This window comes from Paenibacillus spongiae (genome assembly GCF_024734895.1).
Taxonomy (GTDB): Bacteria; Bacillota; Bacilli; order Paenibacillales; family Paenibacillaceae; genus Paenibacillus_Z; species Paenibacillus_Z spongiae.
In genome coordinates, this window is sequence record NZ_CP091430.1 from 6324400 (window position 1) to 6344884 (window position 20485).

Annotated in this window: 21 protein-coding genes and 1 pseudogene; 5 read left to right on the forward strand and 17 right to left on the reverse strand. The window is 55.8% G+C overall.

Annotated elements, in window-relative coordinates; translation table 11 throughout:
• Window positions 1-89 precede the first annotated feature (89 nt).
• Entirely contained in the window at window positions 90-551 is a 462-nt protein-coding gene (locus L1F29_RS28490; RefSeq protein ID WP_258385395.1) for a 2'-5' RNA ligase family protein, read from the forward strand.
• A gap of 17 nt (window positions 552-568) precedes the next feature.
• Here L1F29_RS28490 and L1F29_RS28495 read toward each other — a convergent pair whose 3' ends face one another.
• Window positions 569-1036 (reverse strand): hypothetical protein, encoded by a 468-nt coding sequence (locus tag L1F29_RS28495; protein WP_258385396.1) that lies wholly within the window; start codon window positions 1034-1036, stop codon window positions 569-571.
• 92 nt (window positions 1037-1128) lie between these two features.
• On the opposite strand from L1F29_RS28495, the gene L1F29_RS28500 reads away from it, so the two are divergent.
• On the forward strand, window positions 1129-2040 hold the full coding sequence (locus L1F29_RS28500; protein ID WP_258385397.1) for an aminoglycoside phosphotransferase family protein: 912 nt from the start codon (window positions 1129-1131) through the stop codon (window positions 2038-2040).
• A gap of 110 nt (window positions 2041-2150) precedes the next feature.
• Here the strand turns inward: L1F29_RS28500 and L1F29_RS28505 are convergent, their stop codons facing one another.
• The 14 genes and pseudogenes from L1F29_RS28505 to ggt all read right to left on the reverse strand — a co-directional run bounded on the left by L1F29_RS28505 (window position 2151) and on the right by ggt (window position 17512).
• Entirely contained in the window at window positions 2151-2969 is an 819-nt protein-coding gene (locus tag L1F29_RS28505) for a methyltransferase domain-containing protein (RefSeq protein WP_309252348.1), read from the reverse strand.
• A gap of 335 nt (window positions 2970-3304) precedes the next feature.
• Window positions 3305-3447, reverse strand: a pseudogene (locus L1F29_RS28510) (VOC family protein); the annotation flags it as partial.
• Window positions 3448-3535: 88 nt separating this feature from the next.
• Window positions 3536-4399, reverse strand: coding sequence for a fumarylacetoacetate hydrolase family protein (locus L1F29_RS28515; protein WP_258385398.1), 864 nt, complete (start codon window positions 4397-4399; stop codon window positions 3536-3538).
• Window positions 4400-4468: 69 nt separating this feature from the next.
• The gene (locus L1F29_RS28520) at window positions 4469-5755 is read right to left on the reverse strand and encodes an amidase family protein (protein WP_258385399.1); all 1287 of its coding nucleotides are present in this window, start codon (window positions 5753-5755) and stop codon (window positions 4469-4471) included.
• A 99-nt stretch (window positions 5756-5854) separates the two neighbouring features.
• A complete protein-coding gene (locus L1F29_RS28525; protein ID WP_258385400.1) occupies window positions 5855-6283 on the reverse strand; it encodes a cupin domain-containing protein in 429 nt (142 codons plus the stop codon).
• The gene (locus L1F29_RS28530; protein WP_258385401.1) at window positions 6280-7062 is read right to left on the reverse strand and encodes a cysteine hydrolase family protein; all 783 of its coding nucleotides are present in this window, start codon (window positions 7060-7062) and stop codon (window positions 6280-6282) included. Before L1F29_RS28530 ends, L1F29_RS28525 begins: the two co-directional genes overlap by 4 nt.
• 35 nt (window positions 7063-7097) lie before the next feature.
• Entirely contained in the window at window positions 7098-7997 is a 900-nt protein-coding gene (locus L1F29_RS28535; protein WP_258385402.1) for an ABC transporter permease, read from the reverse strand.
• Between the two features lie 33 nt (window positions 7998-8030).
• Window positions 8031-8810, reverse strand: a complete 780-nt coding sequence (locus L1F29_RS28540) for an ABC transporter ATP-binding protein (protein WP_373876572.1) — start codon at window positions 8808-8810, stop codon at window positions 8031-8033.
• 93 nt (window positions 8811-8903) lie between these two features.
• Entirely contained in the window at window positions 8904-9950 is a 1047-nt protein-coding gene (locus tag L1F29_RS28545) for an ABC transporter substrate-binding protein (protein WP_258385404.1), read from the reverse strand.
• Window positions 9951-10293: 343 nt separating this feature from the next.
• A complete protein-coding gene (locus tag L1F29_RS28550) occupies window positions 10294-11613 on the reverse strand; it encodes an amidohydrolase family protein (RefSeq protein ID WP_258385405.1) in 1320 nt (439 codons plus the stop codon).
• A 21-nt stretch (window positions 11614-11634) separates the two neighbouring features.
• Window positions 11635-12972 carry an FAD-binding oxidoreductase gene (locus tag L1F29_RS28555; protein ID WP_258385406.1) on the reverse strand — a complete coding sequence of 446 codons (1338 nt, stop codon included), beginning with the start codon at window positions 12970-12972 and terminating at the stop codon, window positions 11635-11637.
• 91 nt (window positions 12973-13063) lie between these two features.
• On the reverse strand, window positions 13064-13882 hold the full coding sequence (locus L1F29_RS28560) for a creatininase family protein (RefSeq protein WP_258385407.1): 819 nt from the start codon (window positions 13880-13882) through the stop codon (window positions 13064-13066).
• A 29-nt stretch (window positions 13883-13911) separates the two neighbouring features.
• On the reverse strand, window positions 13912-15591 hold the full coding sequence (locus tag L1F29_RS28565) for a CocE/NonD family hydrolase (protein WP_258385408.1): 1680 nt from the start codon (window positions 15589-15591) through the stop codon (window positions 13912-13914).
• A gap of 334 nt (window positions 15592-15925) precedes the next feature.
• Complete coding sequence (ggt, locus tag L1F29_RS28570) at window positions 15926-17512, reverse strand: gamma-glutamyltransferase (RefSeq protein WP_258385409.1); 1587 nt, start codon at window positions 17510-17512, stop codon at window positions 15926-15928.
• A gap of 257 nt (window positions 17513-17769) precedes the next feature.
• Between ggt and chrS the strand changes: the two genes are divergently transcribed.
• From chrS to chrA, 3 genes are read left to right on the forward strand one after another with little or no spacing between them, the layout of a single operon-like run.
• Complete coding sequence (chrS, locus tag L1F29_RS28575) at window positions 17770-18252, forward strand: chromate efflux transcriptional regulator ChrS (protein ID WP_258385410.1); 483 nt, start codon at window positions 17770-17772, stop codon at window positions 18250-18252.
• A gap of 3 nt (window positions 18253-18255) precedes the next feature.
• Window positions 18256-18879: a chromate efflux transporter ChrB gene (chrB, locus tag L1F29_RS28580; protein WP_309252349.1), complete on the forward strand. Its 624-nt coding sequence runs from the start codon at window positions 18256-18258 to the stop codon at window positions 18877-18879.
• Window positions 18867-19406, forward strand: a complete 540-nt coding sequence (gene chrA, locus L1F29_RS28585) for a chromate efflux transporter ChrA (RefSeq protein WP_258385411.1) — start codon at window positions 18867-18869, stop codon at window positions 19404-19406. Before chrB ends, chrA begins: the two co-directional genes overlap by 13 nt.
• A 76-nt stretch (window positions 19407-19482) precedes the next feature.
• Here the strand turns inward: chrA and L1F29_RS28590 are convergent, their stop codons facing one another.
• Complete coding sequence (locus L1F29_RS28590; protein WP_258385412.1) at window positions 19483-19887, reverse strand: GNAT family N-acetyltransferase; 405 nt, start codon at window positions 19885-19887, stop codon at window positions 19483-19485.
• 155 nt (window positions 19888-20042) lie between these two features.
• Complete coding sequence (locus L1F29_RS28595) at window positions 20043-20258, reverse strand: hypothetical protein (RefSeq protein ID WP_258385413.1); 216 nt, start codon at window positions 20256-20258, stop codon at window positions 20043-20045.
• Window positions 20259-20485: the final 227 nt, after the last annotated feature.

Here is a 20485-nt window from a genome sequence, read left to right on the forward strand (position 1 = left end):
TGGAGAATAGTAGTCAATGGAAGGCTTGGCAGCAGTGATACCGGTTTGGCGTATTCTTGATATTCCCGCCTGAACCGCTGATATCCCAAGTGAACGCGATTCGGGAAAAGGTTGACGCGCAGTCAGCGTCAGGCTGCGATGCACATATTAGCTTGACGCTGCCCTTGCCAGGACCGCTTCGTGAGCCTCAATGTAATGAACTTAAGCGAATCGCATCAACCATTCAACCGTTCACCATTCACTATGGCCCGTTGATGAATTACTTGCCTCACCCCGGCGTTTGCCTTGCGATTGAACCACAGGATAAGCTGGATCTGCTTCGGACCGCATTGGAAGCTGCCCCGGTATTCGAAGGCGCTCCGCAGCGGCGTTATCCATTCTCCGCTCATATGACGCTTGCAGAATTCGTCACTGTTGACCGATCGAAGGAGCTCATGGTTGAGCTTCAAGATACCGCGCCGGCTGGAGATTTTCTATGTACTGCTGTTTCATACGCGGTACCGGATGAGAACTTCCGCTTCACAGAGCGGGGGCGATTAATGCTAGCCTAGATGGCCTGATCAGCCTGTTACCACGACCTCGTAAACGGTTTATTAACAACCCGAATACGGTTTTGCTCCGCCCATTTCGCGAGTTCATCGATTCCCACATGCTCTTCGCCGACAAATCGGAAACAGAGATGGGTCGGAACCCATTTTTTTCCGATTACCTTAACACCCACTGCCGGTTTGAAGTATCCCATCACCATGATTCGCTCCATTTGGGCCGCTTCAATCAGACAGCCGCGAATGGATAGAGAATCCGGATGGATGAGTAAAACCGGTGGTTTTTTTATAAATAGTCTGCGAATTTCGATTGCCAACATAATGAAACAAAATAAAATCATACCAACGAGAAAATAAATCCATATACCTTCGTAATACCGATCGAAACGAATTAAATTAAACAATAGAGAACTAAGAAAGATGCTAAAGAGCATGATGTTCGGAATCACCAGTGCTTGCTTGATCCTTATGGCCTTACTTTCATCCTTCATAGTAGCCTCCTGGGCGGCAGCAATCGCGAGCTCAATCTTCCGCCTTGAATCTTACAGTTTCCAATACATACTACCATAAGGAGCGGATGTCCATGAATAATATATTTACAAGAGAAATCAGCGGCTGGTCGTCGTGGGGAAGCCACTTTCAATCGATTGAAGCCTTTGAGCCGCTCATCCGGGCGATCTTTCAACATGAAAAACTGCCCTTTCATCAAATCGAAAACTGTACGCCCGGCACCAATGCCGTATTCAAAGTCGGCGAGTATATCGTCAAAATTTTTGCGCCACCAGAGTCCGGTCTGAATAGCACGATCGATTTCCATACAGAGGAGTTCGGAATGAGCAGAGCCAACGCGCTTCATATTTCGGCGCCGACGCTAGTTGCCAGCGGATTAATTGAAGACCGGTACGCCTTCCGATATTTGATCATGGATTATATTGAGGGCGATGAACTTTCCAAACGAACCGTCAGCATGTCTTATGAAGAAAAAATGATTATCGGACAGAAGCTGCGCCGTATTACCGATACCATGAATACTCCTTCGGAGTCATTTCATACGATCGATATCCTGGAGCGGAGCATCGAGAATGAAAGATGGAATAAGTACGCCGACAGCTTCAATCATGAACGCGTGCGTTATATGAACCATTACACCATCCACAACAAGGTGTTCGTTCATGGCGACCTCAATGCGGACAATATCATACTCGGCCGAGATGGAAAACTATATATTATTGATTTCGCCGATGCCGTCTTGGCTCCGCCAATCTATGAACATGCCCTGGTTGCCAGCGATCTGTTCCGCTTCGAGAAGCCTTATTTGGAGGGTTATTTCGGGGATTATTCCGCTGCCGATATGGCTGATTTATGCTTGAACGGCTTGCTCATTCATGATTTTGGTGCGGATATTATCAAAAATCTACTTGGACCAATAGATCGTATCCTGAGCTTGGACGACTTGAGAGAACGGTTATTCCAGGCGATTCAATCCAAAAAATAAAGTCGCCGCCGCTTCATCCAACGCCTCCCGGCACGCATACCACACGCGAACAAACAGAACCCTTCCTCGCCTAACGAGGAAGGGTTCACATCCGGCAGCCTGCTTCTTGTTCAATATGACGATGTTCGAGACGATTTCTTCCCAAACAGAATCGTGAGATCAATCGTTATTTCGCCGATGTTGTTTCCTTGAATGTCTTGCAGTCGCTCCTCTTCAATCCCCCAGGATAGCGGGGTCATATGGATCAGCGGCTCGATGAGCGCCTTATCCAAGGGAAGACGATAATGAATGCTTTCTGCCTCTACCCGCTCAAAATGCGCTCTGAAACGCTCCAGCGTCTTATTATCTTTTGCATATAGCTGTTTGTCCGTACCATCATAAAGAAGGCCCCTCAATTCCTTCAGATAATCGATCCCCGGAATCACCTTGATCACCGTACCATCATCCGTCATTATTCTTCTGAATTCAGCGTAATTAGCCGGCGATAAGATATTCAGAAGATAGTCGAATGATTGATCCGCGAACGGGCTATTGGCATTATCCCCAACACACCAGATCGCTTTCGGGTATTCCGTCGCCGCTTGATGAATCCCCTCTTTGGAGATGTCCATGCCTACGGCCACAAGCGGATTCCGCGTGTGCTGCTCTATCGTTTGCTGAATGTTGTGCAGATGAGAGCCTTCTCCGCATCCCGCATCCATCACCTTCGTCGGCTCGCGCTCCACTTCCCGTTCAGCCGTTATTCGATCGCATATGGCCTCATAGAAGGGCCGATAAACGCCGCTCCTGCTGATCGCTCTTCGCGATTCGAACATTCGTTTATCATACATCGTCCTGTAGGAGCCGGACAATAAATTCATATATCCCCGCTTGGATAGATCGAAGCAATGATTATTATCGATACAGACGAGACTCTTCCATTGGACCATCTTCATATGACCCATGCAGATCGGGCATCTGAACAATTTTTCATATTCCGAGATTAGCTCTGCACTTATCCTCTTTTTGCTTGGTTTGGACACACTAAAGCACCCCATTCATTCGTAATTCGGTGAATGAAAAAAGGTACAGACAAATAAACCTGAACCATTCTCTTATAAAAAATGGCCAAGGTTACATGTTCTGTACCTCACATTACCGTAAACGAATGAAATGGATCATGAATAGCTCTCTCCTAATAAGGGATATAAGGTAGATAACCCTCCCCTATTATAGCATATTCGCAACTGGCGGCATTCTTCGGTTAATTGAGATACGCCTTCATTCAACAAAGAACCTCGACGGCAAATCCGCCCGGGGATTCAATATAGAATGTCCAACCATGGAACCCTTTGTGGCGGCTCCACTTCAAACCCCTCATCCTTTCAATCGTTGATGGATTTCGTTCACCCGCTCTTCGCTCTCCTGAAACAGCTTTAATCTTTTATTCGAATCGCCTTTAATCGATAAAGAGCAGGGGGGCTCCCTGCTCTTATAAGGTACGTTCTATCGCAAGCTATTCCTTCGCGACCGGATTGAATAGCGGTTCAAAGCCGCTAATGCGCGCTTCGGCAATATCGCCTTCGCGCAGAAGAACCGAACCCGGCGTTCCGGTCATAATAATATCGCCCGGCAGCAGCGTCATCATCTGCGAGAAGTACGATACGATGAAGAACGGCCTGTAGATCATATTTGCCACCGTGTTGGAATGCGTAACCCGGCCGTTTAAGCCGGTTTGTACCGTAATCCCGTTCAAATCGTCGAACTCGTCAACCGTGACCAAATGGGGACCGAAGCTGAAGAACGTGTCGAAGCATTTGGAACGCCCGAGAAACCGCGGGTTCTTCGCATGAATGTCCTGCGCCGTCATGTCCAGTGTCGGCGTATATCCAGCCACAATGCCTGGCGCCTCTTCTTCCGTCACAGCCTTGCATGTTTTTCCGATGATGATGCCGATTTCGGATTCGGCCGTAACCCGCTCGGAAATTGCCGGCAGGCGAATCGCCTCTCCGGGACCGATCAGACTCGTGTCCGGCTTCATGAAGCAGACCGGCTCCATGTCGGGCGGCGTGGAGGCGAGCTCCTCCGCTTTCTCCACGTAATTCATGCCGATCCCCCATATTTTTCGCGGATGGCGGTAAAGGGGCGCATACTGCGCCGCCTCGCGGGAAATCGCGGGCATGCTTTGCAGCTGGACCGATCCGCTGCTGCGGTACCAGTCGTTAAGCTCATCCACGCGCTCCGATCGAAGCAGTTCGTCCAGCCGCGTCTCCCACTGCCCTTCTCCGGCTTCGTTTACCGATTCCAGAAGAACGCAGCCTCTGTCGGTCACGATCGCAGCTTTCTCATCGCCTTCGATATGCAGCATTGTCAATTTCATCGTCGTTCTCTCCTCTGCCGCCAAGAACCCGGATACAGCGATTGCGTCAAGCTCGGCGTTCTCTTACGATTATTTGCCCAATATATAGAAAGGTGTCGTGCCGACAAAATCCGCCGCCCATTCGAGCAGCTTCAGATCTTGTCCGCGCCCCGCAATGATCGACAGCCCGATCGGAGCGCCGTCCCTATCCGCCAGCGGTATGGTGAGCTGCGGCAGGCCGCCGAGCCCTGCGATACAGGTGAGCTGCAGCGTTCGTTCGCGCCGCCGCTCCAGCTCTTCGCCCGTCAGCCCCAGCAGCGGCGCCGGCCCGGGTACGGTCGGAACGAGCAGAAGCGTATCGTCTCGAAGCAGTTCCGCCATCCGGCTTCGCACGTTATCGCGGAACGCGGCGGCCTTCAGACCGTCCTGCTCCGTAAGCGTGGATGCCCAGGCGAACCGCTGCGCAATGCCCGGTCCGAAAACCGGGCGGACGTCTTCGATCCATTGGCCGTGCGAAGTCCAAATCTCGATGCCCTGTATCGTGCGGAACGCGTTCATCCATTCCGCCAGCCCCTCGGGCGCAATCGCAATCCATCCGCTCTTCTCCGCCATGGAGGCGATGCTTGTACATGAATCCGCTAATGCGCTGCCGCACTCGGCATCCGCGAGCTCCCAAGCTTCGCGGACCATATAGATCCGTTCGAAGCCCGCCCGCACCGGCTTAGCGTTGATCGGCATCGCTACAGTTGCTTCATTGCCGATTGCCGCATGCGTGTCCAACGCGTCTGACTTTGAAGCGTCATCAGCATCATCATTCTCCGCAAGCAAAGCCCGGCCGACCGTCAGCAGAACCTCCGGATCGGCCGCCATCCAGCCGAGCGTGTCGAAGCCCGGCGCCAGCGGAATGACACCGTCCATAGGAATGGCGTCATGCGTTGGACGAAAGCCGAGGATACCGCAATAGGACGACGGAACCCGTACCGAGCCGCCCGTATCCGTCCCAAGGGCAAAATCGACCGCTCCTGCCGCGACCGCAGCGGCCGATCCGCTGGATGAACCGCCCGGAATACGCGATGGCGCCTTCGGATTGACCGGCGTGCCGTAATGAATATTTTCGCCGTTCAAGCTATACATCAGCTCGTCGGTATGCGTCACGCCGCTCAAGCGCGCGCCTTGCCGCAGCAGGCGGACAACCGTTTCCGCATGGCGATCGGCCGGCTCGTGGGTCCGCAGCCAATCTGGATTTCCCGCGGAGCTGCAGTGTCCGGCTACGGCGATGACATCTTTGACCGCAAACGACAAACCGGACAATGGGCCCGATCCTTCCGGCTTCACGATGAGGTCTTCGCGAATAAAAGCTCCTCCAGTCGACGGCATTCAGCTTCCCCTCCAATCATCGACACGTTCTTCCATACCGCCATTATTGCTCCGGATGCAGACTTACCGCATCCGCTCTCTTATCTCCCTGCGTGCCGCTCATTTCACGGAAAACCCTTCCAGCACCGCCAAATCCGCAGCATCCAAGCTTGCAGCCGGGCCGGACTTGATCAAATCCGAGAACTTCTCATCCGGAATCATCGTCGTCAGCACGTACAGGCGCCCTGCGCCCGTGTTGTGCACGGCATGCTCGTAACCCGGAGGTACGATGAAGAAGGAGCCCGGGACAATATCCATTTGGACATCGCCTACGATCGCCCTTCCCTCACCCGCCAGGACGTAAAAATATTCATGGGCTGCCGCATGCTCATTCGGCGGCGTCCTGCCGCCAGCGTCAAAGATCTCTACGACGGACACGAACGGAACTTGCGTACCGTCACAGAGCAGCACGAATTTATTAGTATCCTTCTCCGAAATTTTGCGGACCGGACAATCCGAATAATGCCCGGCAATAAGTCCCGGTATCATATAATCCGCTCCTCTCCCGTTAATTGTTTTATTGCTTCCATTAGTTCCATCGAATCGGCTGTAAAACCGTAGCATTGCTTAATGTTGTATAATGCCGCGTCGATGCAATACAAAGGCGAATTGGTTGCGCAGCAATCTTCGAGCAGAATGGCGTCGTAGCCGGAATTGACGGCATCCTGAAGCGTCGCCATGACACACTGATCGAGATTGACGCCCGCAAACAGCACGGTATCGATGCGCATGTTGCGCAAGATGCTGTCGAGCGGCGTATCCCAAAACCCGCTCATCCGGTATTTATCCACATGAATATCGGCTGGATCGACTTCCAGTTCGGATACGATCGCCGCCCCCCAACTTCCCTTCTCCAGCACTTTGGAACCATTGCCCGGCAGCGGTTCGCCGATTCCGATCCCTTCGCCCGTCCCGTTGTAGACATGCAGGACGGAGGGACTGAGGTTGAGCCGGTCCTCCCGGTTTCCCCAGTTGAGCCATACGACAGGCACGCGGGCCTCCCTCAGCGCCGGCAGCAGCCGGTTCAGCGGCTTTACAGGGCGGCGCAGCGCCGCGTAATCGCCGCCGATATAATCGACCCAGCCGCCCTCCGAGCAGAAATCATTCTGCATATCGACGACGACGATCGCCGTGCGGCTCAAATCCAGACTAAGCCGCTGAGGGGCGGCCTGGATGCCGACGATTCTTCGCTCCGGTGCCTCGCGCCCGAGCTCCACCCATTCCTTTGACACGCTCCATTGATTAGGGGCGCGGCCCAATTTGCGCATATCCGTTTCCCCCCTCCGGCACAAGCCGGCCGGTTCTAATTTTTCATCTCCGATTCGTGCCAGGAGCTGAGCATCCACTTGGAAATTTGATTGACGACCAGGAAGAACATTATCCCGAGCAGTGAAGCCGACAGCCCGCAGGCGAACAGATAATCGGTCTGCAGACGGGCCGCCGCCACCGTAATGGCGTATCCAAGTCCTCCCTTTCCGCCTCCGATGCCGCCGATATATTCGCCGACGATCGCCCCGATAATGGATAGCGAGCAGGAGATTTTTAGACCTGCCATAATGTAAGGAAGCGCGGCCGGAAGTCGCAGCTTCCACATCGTCTGCAGCCGGTTGGCGTTATAGAGGTAGAACAAATTCTTCATGTTCTGGTCGGTCGAATTCAGTCCGATCAGCGTATTGGACAGGATCGGGAAAAATCCGATCAGGAATGCGATGATGACAATGGAGTTGAAGCCGGCTCCGAACCAAATGATGATGATCGGCGCGATCGCTACGATCGGGATCGTCTGCAGCACGATCGCATATGGATAGACGCTACGCTCGACAGTCTTGGACAGCGCCAGCAATACCGCAAACAAGATGCCGAGCACGGTGCTGATCAGGAAACCGATGATCGCTTCCAGAATGGTCGTGCTGACGGATACGAGCAGGTTGGTCCACTTCTCTTGTACCGCCATCGCGATGTCACTCGGCTTCGGGACGATATAAGGCTCGAGGCCGACCGCCCGGACCACCCCCTCCCACAAACCGACAAATACGATGAATACTGCCATCGGCGGACCGATCCGCAGCATGATCCTCGCGAATAGATTTTTCTTGCCCGGCGCAGCGGGCTTTGCCTTGCGCTCCACCGCTGGCGCCATCGCCTTCGCAGCATCCGGCGCAACCCGCTGCGCCGCCGCCGGATACGTTTGTTCCGTCGCCATGTTCATTCTCCTCCCTTTGCGATATCTCGCCATTCAATGCTTCAAGGCAGCCGACACCGTCCCGACATACTCGCTGAATTCATGCTTGCTGCGGAAATCCTCCCCGCGTGGAAAAGGGGCGCGGACCGGAATGATTTCATCGATCTTGCCCGGACGCGGCGTCATGACGACGACTCGGGAAGACAAGTAGACCGCTTCGAACACATTATGGGTGATGAACAATACGGTCATGCTCTTCTCCCGCTCCCAAATGCCGAGCAGCTCGTTCTGCAGCGTCTGGCGCGTAATTTCATCCAGCGCGCCGAACGGTTCGTCCATGAGAAGCAGCTTCGGGCGCGAGATGAGCGCCCGGGCAATCGATACCCGCATCTTCATCCCGCCCGACAGCTGGCGCGGAAGAACCCGCGTATAATCTTTGAGCCCAACCAGCTCCAGCACCCGTTCGCCCTCCTCGATGCGCTCCTTCTTCGGAACGCCCCGCAGGCTTAGCGGCAGCGTGACATTGTCGATCAGCTTCGACCATGGTAGAAGCGTATGATCCTGAAAGACGAAGGCGATTTCGTTATGTTTGCGCGCTTCCTTCGGCGTCGTTCCAAGCACGGTCATGTGACCTTCCGTCGGCGCCGTCAGCCCCGCGATCATATTGAATATCGTCGATTTGCCGCATCCGGACGGTCCGACGAAGCAGAGGAACTCCCCTTCGCCCACCGTCAGCGTCGCGTTCTGCACCGCAACGGTCCCGTTCGGATACACTTTCCCCACGTTGTTCAGTTCGACCAGCGGCCGGACGATCTCCGCCCCGGCGCTTAGCATGTCGGCCATGCGCATTGCCATGCTGTCCACCTCCCTAATGATGTCCGGTTATCCGGCCAATTCGATTCGATTTGCCTCCCTTGGGACTCAAGCTTATTTTGTCGGCAAAAATTCCGTCGTGAACGCCTTGCTGACGTCCTGCGAAGCTTTCAATAAACCGAGATCGAGCAGCGTCTTGTTCATCTCTTCCCATCGTTCCGTTGACATATAGCCGACGCCATGTTCAGCGGCATCCCCTTCATACACCAGCGGCTGAAGCGCTTCTGCCCCGTATTCCATGACATCCACCGGATTATCCGGATTCGCTTTGGAGAGAGCCGGAATGATATCGCGCCAATTCAACTTGAAATCTTCCCATCCTTTGGCTGTCGCCTCGACGAACGCCTTCACGACCTCCGGATGCTCCTTCAGGAACGATTCCGTCGTATAGATCAGGTTGCCGTACGGGCTAAAGCCGAAGTCCGCATTGAGCAAATATTTCGTTTCAATCCCTTTCTGCTTGACGACGTAAGGCTCGGATGTAATATAGCTTTGGGTGACGGCTGTCTTATCGTTCAGAAATAGAGAAAGATCGCCGGAGTACTTGACTTGCGTCACATCATCCAGCTTATAGGCCTTTTTGAAATATTCCCAGAAGGGCGAGCCGCTGCCGACATAAACCTTGCGCCCGTTCAAATCCTCCATCCCTTCGATCGGCTGGTCGGCATGATAGAGGAGCGCCTGCGGACTCTTCTGAAACGTTCCGAAAATCGCGACGAGCGGCAGGCCCTGTTCCCGCGCCAGCAGCACTTCATCGGAGCTCCCCATGCCGAATTCGGCTTTGCCCGAGGCAACCAGCTGCGTAGCGGATACGCCGGGACCGCCGGACTGGATCGTCATATCGAGGCCCGCATCCTTGTAATACCCTTTCTCTAAAGCGGCGTAGTTGCCGCCATGCTCCGGCTGGGCGAACCAGTTGGTCACTTGAGTCACTTTGACTGGTTCCTTCTTCTCTGTCCCGCCGCCGGATTCGTTCGTTCCGCCTTCGGCCTCCCCATTCGCCTCATTCGACTTCGTTCCGCAGCCGGCTAGCGCGGCGGCACTCAATAATAGCAACACGACGATCAGAGACGCAGTCTTCCAAGATTTCTTTGTTTTCATAGTTTCCCTCCTCAAAGTTTTGCGAAGCTCTGCATCTCGCCTATTCTTCACAGCAAAACTTGCTTCGGAAGCATCGACTCTTGTTTTGCGAAGCTCTGCATCTCGCCTATTCTTCACAGCAAAACTCGCTTCGGAAGCATCGACTCTTGTTTTGCGAAGCACTGCATCTCATCTATTCTCCGCAGCAAAACTCGCTTCGGAAGCATCGACTCTTGTTTTGCGAAGCACTGCATCTCGCCTATTCTTCGCAGCAAAACTCGCTTCGGAAGCATCAATCCTTGTTTTGCGACGCGATACTCCCTCGTCTATTCTCCACAGCAAAACTTGCTCATCCCTCTATGATTTATCTCGGCATCTCAGCGGAGCCGACAGCCGGCGCCGCAGCCGACCATTCTCTCCTTACGGCAGCGCTGACCCAGCGGCCGTTCGAGACGACCCATCGGGACGGCGACTCCTCGATAAACAACCGTTGGACTGATCGCGCGTCGACGATGACGAAGCTGGCCGGCAGGCCTTCGCGGATGCCGTAATCCTCCAGCTGCATAATCGCGGCGGGGACTTCGGTAATCATCCGGAGCAGCGCCCGAAGCTCGTCGGCCCCTCCCATGTGGGCGGCATAGGAAGCGATCGTCGCGATTTGCACGAGATCCGCGCGGCCGAACGGATGGAACGGGTCCTGGATATTATCCGACGCCACCGCGACGGGCACGCCTGCCGCGAGCAGCTCCTTCACCCGCGTCACGCCCCGCCGGATGGGGCCGCAGTCTTCCCGGCCCTGCAAATATAAATTCACGGCCGGCAGCGTCACCGCCGCCAACCTGGCCTCGGCCATCAGGCCGATAATTTCGCCGGCCTCGCCGGGCGGCATGGAAGCGAGCGAACACAGATGTCCGGCCGTCGCTCTGCCGCCGTATTCGTATTCGATGGTGCGGTGCGCGATTGGAACGACCGTTCTTCGGGCCGGATCGTCGCTTTCGTCCGCATGAAAATCGACGGGAACCCCGTATCGCGAAGCCAAGGCGAATATACGCGAAATTTCCGTTTTCGGATCGCTGCCCAGATGGGGCGCACCGCCCAGACCGTCCATTCCGAGCTTCAGAAGCTCTTCCGCGGCCTCCACGCCCGCAGCGCCCATTCGCTCAAACGAACACATCGGGATCAATTGGAGGCTGATCCTGCCCTTCAATTCTTCCCTTGCCTCCAAAGCGGCTTCCATCGTTCGGAAGGCGATCTCGCGTCCCTGGTTCAGATGGAAGTCCAGATGCGTCCGGATATGCGTCGTGCCCCGGGACAGCGCCATCAAGGCGGTTGATACGATCCGCTGCTTGATCTCCGCTTTGGTAAAGCCGGCCACCTTGGCGCCGTAATTGTCGATCGCTTCCCGCAGCGTCCCCGACCGGTTGCCGACTGCGGCTATGGACGTCGCTTTGTCCAAATGCATATGCGCGTCCACAAAACCGGGCAGCACCATCCTTCCCTCCAAATCGATCGGCCTGCCGGTTTCAGGCAGTCCTTCGATATCCGACAGACGCACCGCATTCGCCGTACAAACGTCTTCATCCTGAACGGCGACGGAGGTCCAGCGGCCTCCCTGCGCATGCATAGCATACAAGCGGCTCTCGTCCTCCAGCGGAAGCGAGGCGTTAATCAACTGGATCTCCATGTCCCCCACCTCCATTGCCGATTATGATGCGTCCGCATCCGACACGACGATTTTGCCGGGATTGAGCAGCTGCCGCGGATCGTTGCTCCGCTTGCGAAGCCGCATGCCGTCGATCTCGCCCCGCCCTCCGTCGTCCAACACCCACGTATGCGGATTGGAAACCGGAACGCCGATCGATTCGAAATAGCCGATGATTTCGTTCAGCCGCTCCTCGGTCGTATACCGGATAATCGGGAGGATTGCCGGCGCGATGGTTCCTCTGGCTTTCATCCATTCCTGATGAATCAGCACTTCGCTGCCGAACCGGGTTTTTATCCTATCAAGCTGCTGCATAAAGCCGGTTGCGGAGAGACCCGCCTGCAAATAAGTCAACGTCGGGTCGGTCTTGATCGCCCACAGCGTCGTATGATTCCAGGTGAAATCGGACAGACTGATGCTCTTCTTGTAGCTCGAAGCTTCAATCCGGTGACCGCATCGCCCGCCCGCCTGCTGCGCAACCTCCTGAAGCGCCGGACTCGCGCTTTCTTCTATCTCCAGCAGCACGGCCGCCGCGCCGGGCTCCAGCACTTTAATAAGCGGTTTGAAAAACTGCGGGATCGGCCATTCCATGACGCTGACCAGCCTTTTGCCCACACTTTCGTCCTTCGACAGCCGCTCGGCAAAGAGCGTCGCTTCCTCCAGCGTGTCAAAGTGTACGACGTTCTGCTGCCACTCCTTGGCCGGGGCAAGCGGAATGACCAGCTCCGTAAGGACGCCCGTCGTGCCGTAGCTGTGAATATAATCCAGCAGCTCGCCGCCCGATACGACCAGCTTGCGCGGCTGTTCTTCCAGCGTGTAGACGGTCGCTTCCAGCACATTGCCGTCCCACAGGTTGCCCCACGTAATCGAGCCGATCCCGCCGGAGCCGCCGGAAACGAAGCCGCCGACTGTCGCAACCATGTACGTGCTCGGGTAAATTCTCAGCTCTTGCCCGTGCTTGCGCGCTTCCTTCTCGATTAGCCCCATCTTCACGCCGCATTGGACGCGGGCATAGCCGTTTCCGATTTCGCGGATCGCATCGAGTCCGCTCACATCGAGCACGATGCCGCCCGAGAGCGGGACGGCCTGGCCGTAGTTGCCGGTTCCCGCTCCCCGTACCGTCACCGGAATCCGGTTCCGGTACGCGAAGGACAGGACGGCGGCAACTTCTTCCTCGCTTGCCGCGGCGACGATGCCCTCGGCGACCTTCTCCTTCAGCTTCGCTTCCAGCACCGGAGAATACCAATAATAGTCCTTGGACAACTTTTCCTTTACACGTTTCTCCGTGATGAACCGCTCGCCGACCAGCTCCGACATTTCTTTCGCCCACTCGACCGCCACAGCCATCCCCTCCTGCTCCCATTGGATTGTTTTTTGAAATTTCTGAATATTAAATCAATACTACCCCCTCATATCCCGCCTTCACGGCACTCTACACGTTGACCGCAGCTCCGTTCTTAACGTCTTCCATATTGAACCGCATAATCGCCATCAATCCTTCCGCCAGCAGCTTTCCGCCCTTCCGGAACATCGTCCTCCCGCTTTCGGCCGAAGCCAGCTTGGCATTGCCCGAGATGCCGGACGCCGATATATCGTCGATGACCCATGCGAACGCCCTGCGCTTGAACTGCAGAAAATCGGATTCCGGAAAATTCGGCCTCTCCTCGGTAGCGAGCTCCATATGGACCCAATGCTCGCGCGCCGCCAGGATGAGCGAGGTTTCGACCGCGCCGCCGTGGATGCCGGTCATTAGCTCCTCCTCGTCGAAGCTGTCGTCCGCATAACCGAAGCCGGGATCGAGCCGGAAGACGGCGAGCCCCGTGTCGATGCGGATTTCCCGTGCCATCATCCCCAGCAGATCGGTGTTTCCTCCATGCGTATTAACTAACACGAGCTTCTTGAATCCGCTTCGCTGCAAGCTTCGGGAAATATCGGTCAGCATGGCCATAAGCGTCGTCGCAGACAGCGAGATCGTGCCGTAATGACCAAGATGCTCCGTGCTCTTGCCGTATGAGAGGGGAGGCAGGAGCCATATTTCTTCGCCGTCCGGAATTTCCTCGAAGGCATGCGTGATGAACCCTTCCCCAATCAGCGTATCCGTGTATACCGGCAAATGAGGCCCATGCTGCTCCACGGCGCCGACCGGCAGCACGACGACGGCCCGGTCTTTCGGAATCCGTTCGACTTCCAGCTTGCTTAAACGAGGCAAAAAGTGACGATCCCATGCTTTTCCCGAATAACGAGTAACCATACTCTCAACTCCTCTATGAAAATGTTGGATTATCCTCCGTCCGCGACGACGGGCAGCTCCAGGTACGAAACCGCACCGCCGCTCTTCACCGCTACCGAAACGACGTTCAGCCGCTCCGGGCCGACGCGGTGAATATCCTCCGGCGGCACGCCGCCGGGATGACGGACGAACACCGGAAAGGCGCTGCCCGTCAGCTCCAGTCTAACGGAGAGGCCGGCATCGAACGCCATCGCCACAGGCCTTAGTTCAATCTCAACGGTCTCCCATTCGCCGCTTTCCCCCTTGCCGATTTCTTCGCGTCCTACGGACAAAAAGCGCGATGCTCCATCGGGATATACGGCGCTCAGCACCGCGATGAGGTCGGTCGGGCCGTCGTCCGCCTGCACTTGAAGCCGCACGCGCGGAGCTCCGAATACGCGGAAGCAACGTTCCGCCGGTTCAGACGTAAAGACGAGCATTTCGAACCGGTCTTCAATCTCGCTGCGGTCTTGCGGCAAATAAGAATCGAGCGGCATGGGCAGCCGGGAATCGTACACGAATACGTCGACCGAGCCTTCATCTGCGCCAGCCGCAGCATCCGCGAGCCGACCTCCGCCCGATGCGCCGTTAGCCGGTACGGCCGACCCTCTCAAGAATCGTCGTTCAGCTTCCAGTCCGCTGCCGAATGGAGACACCCCCCTTTCTAGCGACCGCCACCGGTTGCCGCCAAGCTCGAAATATTCGATAGCCGGAGCCTCGGGCGAGCCCGCATCCCCTTTGTCTTTCAGCCAATAGTCGAACCATCGGAGCTGCTTCAGGTGAATGTCGCCGCAAGCCTCGGCCCCGTGATCGACGCCTCCGGCGCGCCGGCCCCAAGGAATGTGATCCCATGGCCCAACGATTAGCCGGTGAGTCGGATTGCCGCGCCCTATTGCGTCGAACATCCGCATCGTTCCCATAAGGAACAAGTCGTACCAGCCGCCGATATGCAGGGCCGGAACAGGACTGTCGGCCAGCTTCGGCATCAAGTTGCGGCTCTCCCAATATTCGTCGTAATGCGGATGGCTGCACCACTCGCGGTAGGCCGGGAAATAACGGGACAGGATCGGATGCTCGCCCGCGACGGGCAGATGAAGCAGCATTTCGTGCGAAGGCCCCCTGCGTACCGAGGTGCAAGCCTCTTCAACCGAAGGGTCGCCCGCCCGCCTCGCGGCATCGCGCGCCAGCTGGTAAGCCCAGGGCAGATGTTCCCAAATGGCGAGCCGGCCCTGCGGATAGATCATGCCGCCGTATACATCGGCCCCGCACATCCCCGGAGCGATTGCGGCCAGCCGGGGCGGCTTCTCCGATGCGGCCGCCCACTGCGTGAATCCCTGATACGAGAAGCCGTACATCCCTACCCGGCCGTTCGAATCCGGCAGGCCCGCCGCCCATTCCACCGTGTCCCAGCCGTCTTCCGCCTCGCGGATGAACGGCTCGAACTCCCCTTCCGAGATCCCTCTGCCGCGAACATCTTGAATAACGACAATGTATCCCTGCTTCGCATACCAGACCGGATGCGCATAAGTGACGGTAGAAGCGATTCGTTTGCCGTAAGGCTGACGCATAAGCAGCACGGGGTGCGGGCCTTCCGCCTCCGGCCGGTAAATATCGGCATAAAGCACGGTACCGTCTCGCATGATGCAGGAGCGGTCCCGCTCGAGAATAACGTCTCCGAACCGTTCAGCCATCTTCCTCGCCTTCCCCGATGATGTCGTTTCAACCCTTTTTAAGCGAATTACAAACATGACATGAATCTAACGCATTTTCATAAACCGCCGATTCCCATGAAACAGACTACTATTCGACAGACAAAATGGACAATTACATTCTTTTCGACTGCAATACGTCTAATCTATGTTCTTTTCGAATGTAATTTTAAGTTTATTATATCGATGCGAATAATCGCTGTCAATAATTTTATGTTAGTTTATATAACATATAAACGAATACATTACATGCATATGACACGAAATCGCATGATGTGTTCCATTCGCGCCCCTCCACTGCTATCCCCCCTCCTCGTCACCACCCAATCGCCGCACCGTCGCTTCTCGGATCCGTTCCGCCTTGGAAGAAGCCAAACTCGCCGACCATGATCGCATGGGCATGACCCATGACGCCGTCATATGCCCCGACTACGCGAACGCAGTGCCCGGCTTCGGCGAGCGACTCCGCAACCGAGGAATCGATGCGAGACTCCAGCTTCAGCTCTTGCGAAGGCTCTCCCCATGTACGCCCCCATAAGAAACGCGGCTCGTCGACCGCCCGCCGGGGATCCATGCCATAGTCGGCCATTCGCGTAAAAACAGCCGTTTGCGTCTGTGGCTGCCCTTCCCCGCCTTGCGTGCCGTACAGCATATCGAGGCTCCCCCCGCGAAAAGCCATCGCAGGCATAAGCGTATGGAACGTCCGCTTGCCCGGCTGCAGACAATTGACATGCAGAGGATCCAGCGAGAAGAACGACCCCCGGTTTTGCAGCAAAATCCCCGTGTCGCCCGCCACAACGCCCGAGCCGAATTCAAAATAGAGACTTTGGATAAAAGAGACGGCGTTGCCCTCCCGGTCGACTACCGCCGCGTATGCCGTGTCGTTCCCAGCAGGCACGGAGTCGACCGGCAATGCGCCATCCATGCGAATAGCGGACGCGAGCCCGGCCGCATACGGTTTGCTCAACAGCCGCTCCAGCGGGATCGCCGCAAACGCCGGATCCGTCAAGAACGCATTGCGGTCGCGGAAGCTCAGCTTCAGCGCCTCGATCATCAGCTGATAATATTCATGCGTTCCATGCTCGACGCAGCCGAAGTCGAACGTCTCCAGGACATGGAGCGCCATCAGTCCGACGAAGCCTTGCGAATTGGGAGGCATCTGATACACAATGCGGTCCCGATACGTCCCGCTCAGCGGCGTCACCCACTCCCCGGCATGATCGGCGAAATCGTCGGCTGTCAGCAGACCGCCTTCCTGATGCAAATAACGCGAGATTTCCGCCGCGACCGTTCCTTTGTAGAACGCTTCTCTTCGGCCGACAGCCACTTCGCGTAGCGACCGGGCGAGCTGCGGCTGCACGAACCTCGCGCCAGCCGCAGGCAGCTCCCCGCCCGGCATATAGATCGAGGTAGTATGCTGGAACGCAGCCAATATTCCAGCTTGCGCCCTCGTGTTGACATACTGGTCGTTCGAGAGAGGGAACCCTTCCGTTGCATAGCCAATCGCCGCTTCCAGCGTCTCGGCAAAGTCCAGCCGCCCGTATTCGGCATGAATGGCACACCAGGCATCGACCATGCCAGGCACGGTCACCGCGCTGCGCACGCCGCGGACCGGTATCGCCGCACAGCCGCGGAACGCCTCGATATTCGCCCTGTACCCGGAACGCCCGCTGCCGTTATATCCTCTGACTTCTCCATCCTGCGGCCGGTAAGCAAGCCAGAACGAGTCTCCCCCGAGCCCCGTCATATGAGGGTAAACGACCGCCAGGCAAGCGCTGACCGCAACGGCCGCATCAAAAGCGTTGCCGCCTTTCTGCAAGATGCGGGCACCAGCCGACGAGGCCAGGTAATGCGGACTGACAACCATTGCTTCCGAACCGATGACCGAACGATTCTTCTCCATGCCACATTCATCTCCCGCAATTTGATGTTAACTAACATAACATATACATTCCACAATCGACAAGAGCTGTTTTAGAATGTTATGTAAGCCAACGGCGTATATTATGTTGAAAAGGAATGTTAATGGCGATATATTTATACATAAGGTAACTGATATGACCGTTTTTCATTCGACTTATACACCCAAGAGTCAATCTATACCCGACATACTACTTACATCGGAACCCTTAAAACAGTTCCTACAAGGAGGACCTATTCATGCCGAACACAACGATAAACGAAATGCCCAACGTTCACATTGACGAGATCGACCGCAAAATCATATCCGCCCTGCTCGAGAACGCGCGCATTTCCTATACCGATCTGGCGAAGGAAATCGGGCTCTCGCGAGTGGCCGTGCAGGCCCGAATCAATACGCTGATTGAAGAAGGCGTGGTGGAACGGTTTACCGCGGTCATCAACCCGGTCAAGATCGGCATTACCGTTTCCGCCTTTTTCAACGTGGAGGTCGAGCCGAAATCGCTGCAGCAGGTGGCCGATCGGCTTGCGGAGGAGCCTTCCGTTACCAGCCTGTATCTGATGACCGGCCCGAGCAAGCTGCATATGCATGGATTGTTTAGGGACAATCAGGAGATGGAATTATTCATGAAGGAGAAGCTTTACCCGCTGGAAGGCATTACGAGCGTCGATAGCCAGGTGCTCATTACGCGTTACAAGAGCCGCATGGGCATGAGGCTGTAGCCGATGCCGGACCCGCGCATTCGGAATCGCTATTGGCAGTTGACCGCCGCGATGATTCGGACCGGCATCTTGGGCTATGGCGGTGGTCCTTCGGTTATCCCGCTTATCCGCTACGAAGCCGTCACGCGTTACGGCTGGGTGAAGGATGAAGAGTTCGGCGATATTTTGGCCATCGCCAACGCGCTCCCCGGCCCCATCGCCACGAAAATCGCCGCCTATCTCGGCTACCGGGAGAAAGGGTGGACGGGGGCGCTGCTGGCTATGCTCGCTCATATCCTCCCTTCCTCCGCCGCCATGATTCTGCTCATGTCCATCGTGCAGTTGCTGAGCCGATCGCCGGTCATCGCAGGCATGATCGCGGCCGTGATGCCGGTCATCGCGGTCATGATCGGCATGATGGCTTATGAATTCGGCAAGCGCGCACATAAAGGGCTTGGCCTGGTGCTCGGCCTTGCCTTCTTCGCGGCCGCGTTCTTGCTTCTGGAGGTCGTCCCTCTTCATCCGGCTGTTGTCATTGCGCTATTCCTCGCCTACGGCGCCATCCACTATAAGGTGGCCGAACGATTGCGCAGCCGCGCCCATAAACGAAAAAGCCGCAAAGGGGAGTATACGACATGGAGTGGCTGAAGCTTATCATCGGCTTTTTCACGGCGAATATCCTCGGTTATGGCGGCGGACCCGCTTCCATTCCGTTGATGTACCGGGAGATCGTCCCCCATTACGGATGGCTGGACGATGCGCAGTTCTCCAATATGCTGGCGCTCGGCAACACGCTTCCCGGCCCCATCGCCACCAAAATCGCCGCCTATGTCGGCTATGATGCCGCCGGACTTCTGGGTCTGCTCGCAGCGCTGGCCGCGACGATCCTCCCGTCTGCCATCGCGCTCATTCTGCTGCTCCGCCTGCTGCACAAACACCGCTCGTCGCCGGTCGTCAAAGGGATGACGCTGCTGGTGCAGCCGGCGATCGCGGTCATGATGGCCGTGTTGGCATGGCAGATGATTTCCGGCGCCGCCGCCTCCATCGGCATCTGGCAGTCGCTCGGCATCGCCGTCGCTGCTTTCTGGGCCATGGCCGTCAAGAAATACCATCCCGCCCTAGTCATCATCGCCGCTTTCGCTTACGGCGGCCTTGTGCTGTCGCATACGATATAACGCTCGGTGAAAAAGAAAGAACCTTCACATCCGCTAGAATAGCGAAAGCTGAAGGTTCTTTTCTTTTTAGAACTTATCATAAATGCTTCACATAACAATGCCGGGGCTTTCCTCCATACATCGGACGGGTAAATTGGTGGGTAAACCCTTCGGACTCCAAGTTTCGTATGCTGGCATGATTGTTCGGATGCACCGTCGAATAGAGGTAACGGCAGCCGTTCTCCATGGCGCGCTGCTCGCGTAATCGATGAAAATACCGCTGCAAGCCCAACCCGCGGACGGATTCGTGGACGACAGTCCCCTCCAGGAAAGCCACTTGGGACAATTCTTCCTCCGGAACCCCGAATTCCCTCCCGAGATTGCTTTCACTAAGCTTGGGGTATGTCAAAAATGTATAAGCGGAGAGTTTCCTATCGCGGTATGCACCGTAGATTTCGCCATTTTCGAGGACATAGGTATGAAAGTAATCTTCATCGTCCATCGCAAAAAGCTCCTGTGACGGGAGACGGGATATGACGTCAGCCATGAGGGTCAACAGATCTGGGATATCGGCATGCCCTAATCGGCGGTATTCCAAATTCTTTTCTTTCAAACTCGGCATAATAGCAGTCCCTTTCAGTTACTATCTATACTCGTCTATCCGTATAAATCAAGTCCGACAACCCGATTATCCTTCGCATCCACAACGAGAAGAAGCGACTCCGCGAACGCACGGAACGTACGGAGCGCTAGCGATTCCTGTAATGCTTCTTCCAAGACCCATCCGGTCGGGACCAGAAAGACGGAGCCGGAGTCGGCAAAAAAGCTGTTTTGGAAGAATTCCCTTATTTTCTCCGTCTCCTGCGTATGCATCCCCTTTTATAGCTTCATCCGAATATACCGGCTTCTTGGTTTCAACGAGCCAATCGAACATAAGATTCGCCCCTTCATCGATTTCTGCATATTTTAAGACAATCTGCGGTGTTTGCCATGCCACAATGCTGTCATTATAGCAGAAATAGATGCTGCGGATAAATCTCGGTCTACTACGCTCTAATAGTGAACGCCGCTCCCCGGCAGTGGTCCGGAAAGCGGCGTCG

Bases quoted from the DNA above. Each gene is read 5' to 3' on its own strand.
- L1F29_RS28560 (WP_258385407.1), bottom strand. From the start codon at position 13,882: ATGGTTACTCGTTATTCGGGAAAAGCATGGGATCGTCACTTTTTGCCT.
- L1F29_RS28520 (WP_258385399.1), bottom strand. From the start codon at position 5,755: ATGCCGTCGACTGGAGGAGCTTTTATTCGCGAAGACCTCATCGTGAAG.
- chrS (WP_258385410.1), top strand. From the start codon at position 17,770: ATGCCGAACACAACGATAAACGAAATGCCCAACGTTCACATTGACGAG.
- L1F29_RS28595 (WP_258385413.1), bottom strand. From the start codon at position 20,258: ATGCATACGCAGGAGACGGAGAAAATAAGGGAATTCTTCCAAAACAGC.
- chrA (WP_258385411.1), top strand. From the start codon at position 18,867: ATGGAGTGGCTGAAGCTTATCATCGGCTTTTTCACGGCGAATATCCTC.
- L1F29_RS28500 (WP_258385397.1), top strand. From the start codon at position 1,129: ATGAATAATATATTTACAAGAGAAATCAGCGGCTGGTCGTCGTGGGGA.
- ggt (WP_258385409.1), bottom strand. From the start codon at position 17,512: ATGGAGAAGAATCGTTCGGTCATCGGTTCGGAAGCAATGGTTGTCAGT.
- L1F29_RS28590 (WP_258385412.1), bottom strand. From the start codon at position 19,887: ATGGACGATGAAGATTACTTTCATACCTATGTCCTCGAAAATGGCGAA.
- L1F29_RS28530 (WP_258385401.1), bottom strand. From the start codon at position 7,062: ATGCGCAAATTGGGCCGCGCCCCTAATCAATGGAGCGTGTCAAAGGAA.
- L1F29_RS28495 (WP_258385396.1), bottom strand. From the start codon at position 1,036: ATGAAGGATGAAAGTAAGGCCATAAGGATCAAGCAAGCACTGGTGATT.
- L1F29_RS28540 (WP_373876572.1), bottom strand. From the start codon at position 8,810: ATGCTAAGCGCCGGGGCGGAGATCGTCCGGCCGCTGGTCGAACTGAAC.
- L1F29_RS28565 (WP_258385408.1), bottom strand. From the start codon at position 15,591: ATGGCTGAACGGTTCGGAGACGTTATTCTCGAGCGGGACCGCTCCTGC.
- L1F29_RS28515 (WP_258385398.1), bottom strand. From the start codon at position 4,399: ATGAAATTGACAATGCTGCATATCGAAGGCGATGAGAAAGCTGCGATC.
- chrB (WP_309252349.1), top strand. From the start codon at position 18,256: ATGCCGGACCCGCGCATTCGGAATCGCTATTGGCAGTTGACCGCCGCG.
- L1F29_RS28545 (WP_258385404.1), bottom strand. From the start codon at position 9,950: ATGAAAACAAAGAAATCTTGGAAGACTGCGTCTCTGATCGTCGTGTTG.
- L1F29_RS28505 (WP_309252348.1), bottom strand. From the start codon at position 2,969: ATGGTCCAATGGAAGAGTCTCGTCTGTATCGATAATAATCATTGCTTC.
- L1F29_RS28535 (WP_258385402.1), bottom strand. From the start codon at position 7,997: ATGGCGACGGAACAAACGTATCCGGCGGCGGCGCAGCGGGTTGCGCCG.
- L1F29_RS28525 (WP_258385400.1), bottom strand. From the start codon at position 6,283: ATGATACCGGGACTTATTGCCGGGCATTATTCGGATTGTCCGGTCCGC.
- L1F29_RS28550 (WP_258385405.1), bottom strand. From the start codon at position 11,613: ATGGAGATCCAGTTGATTAACGCCTCGCTTCCGCTGGAGGACGAGAGC.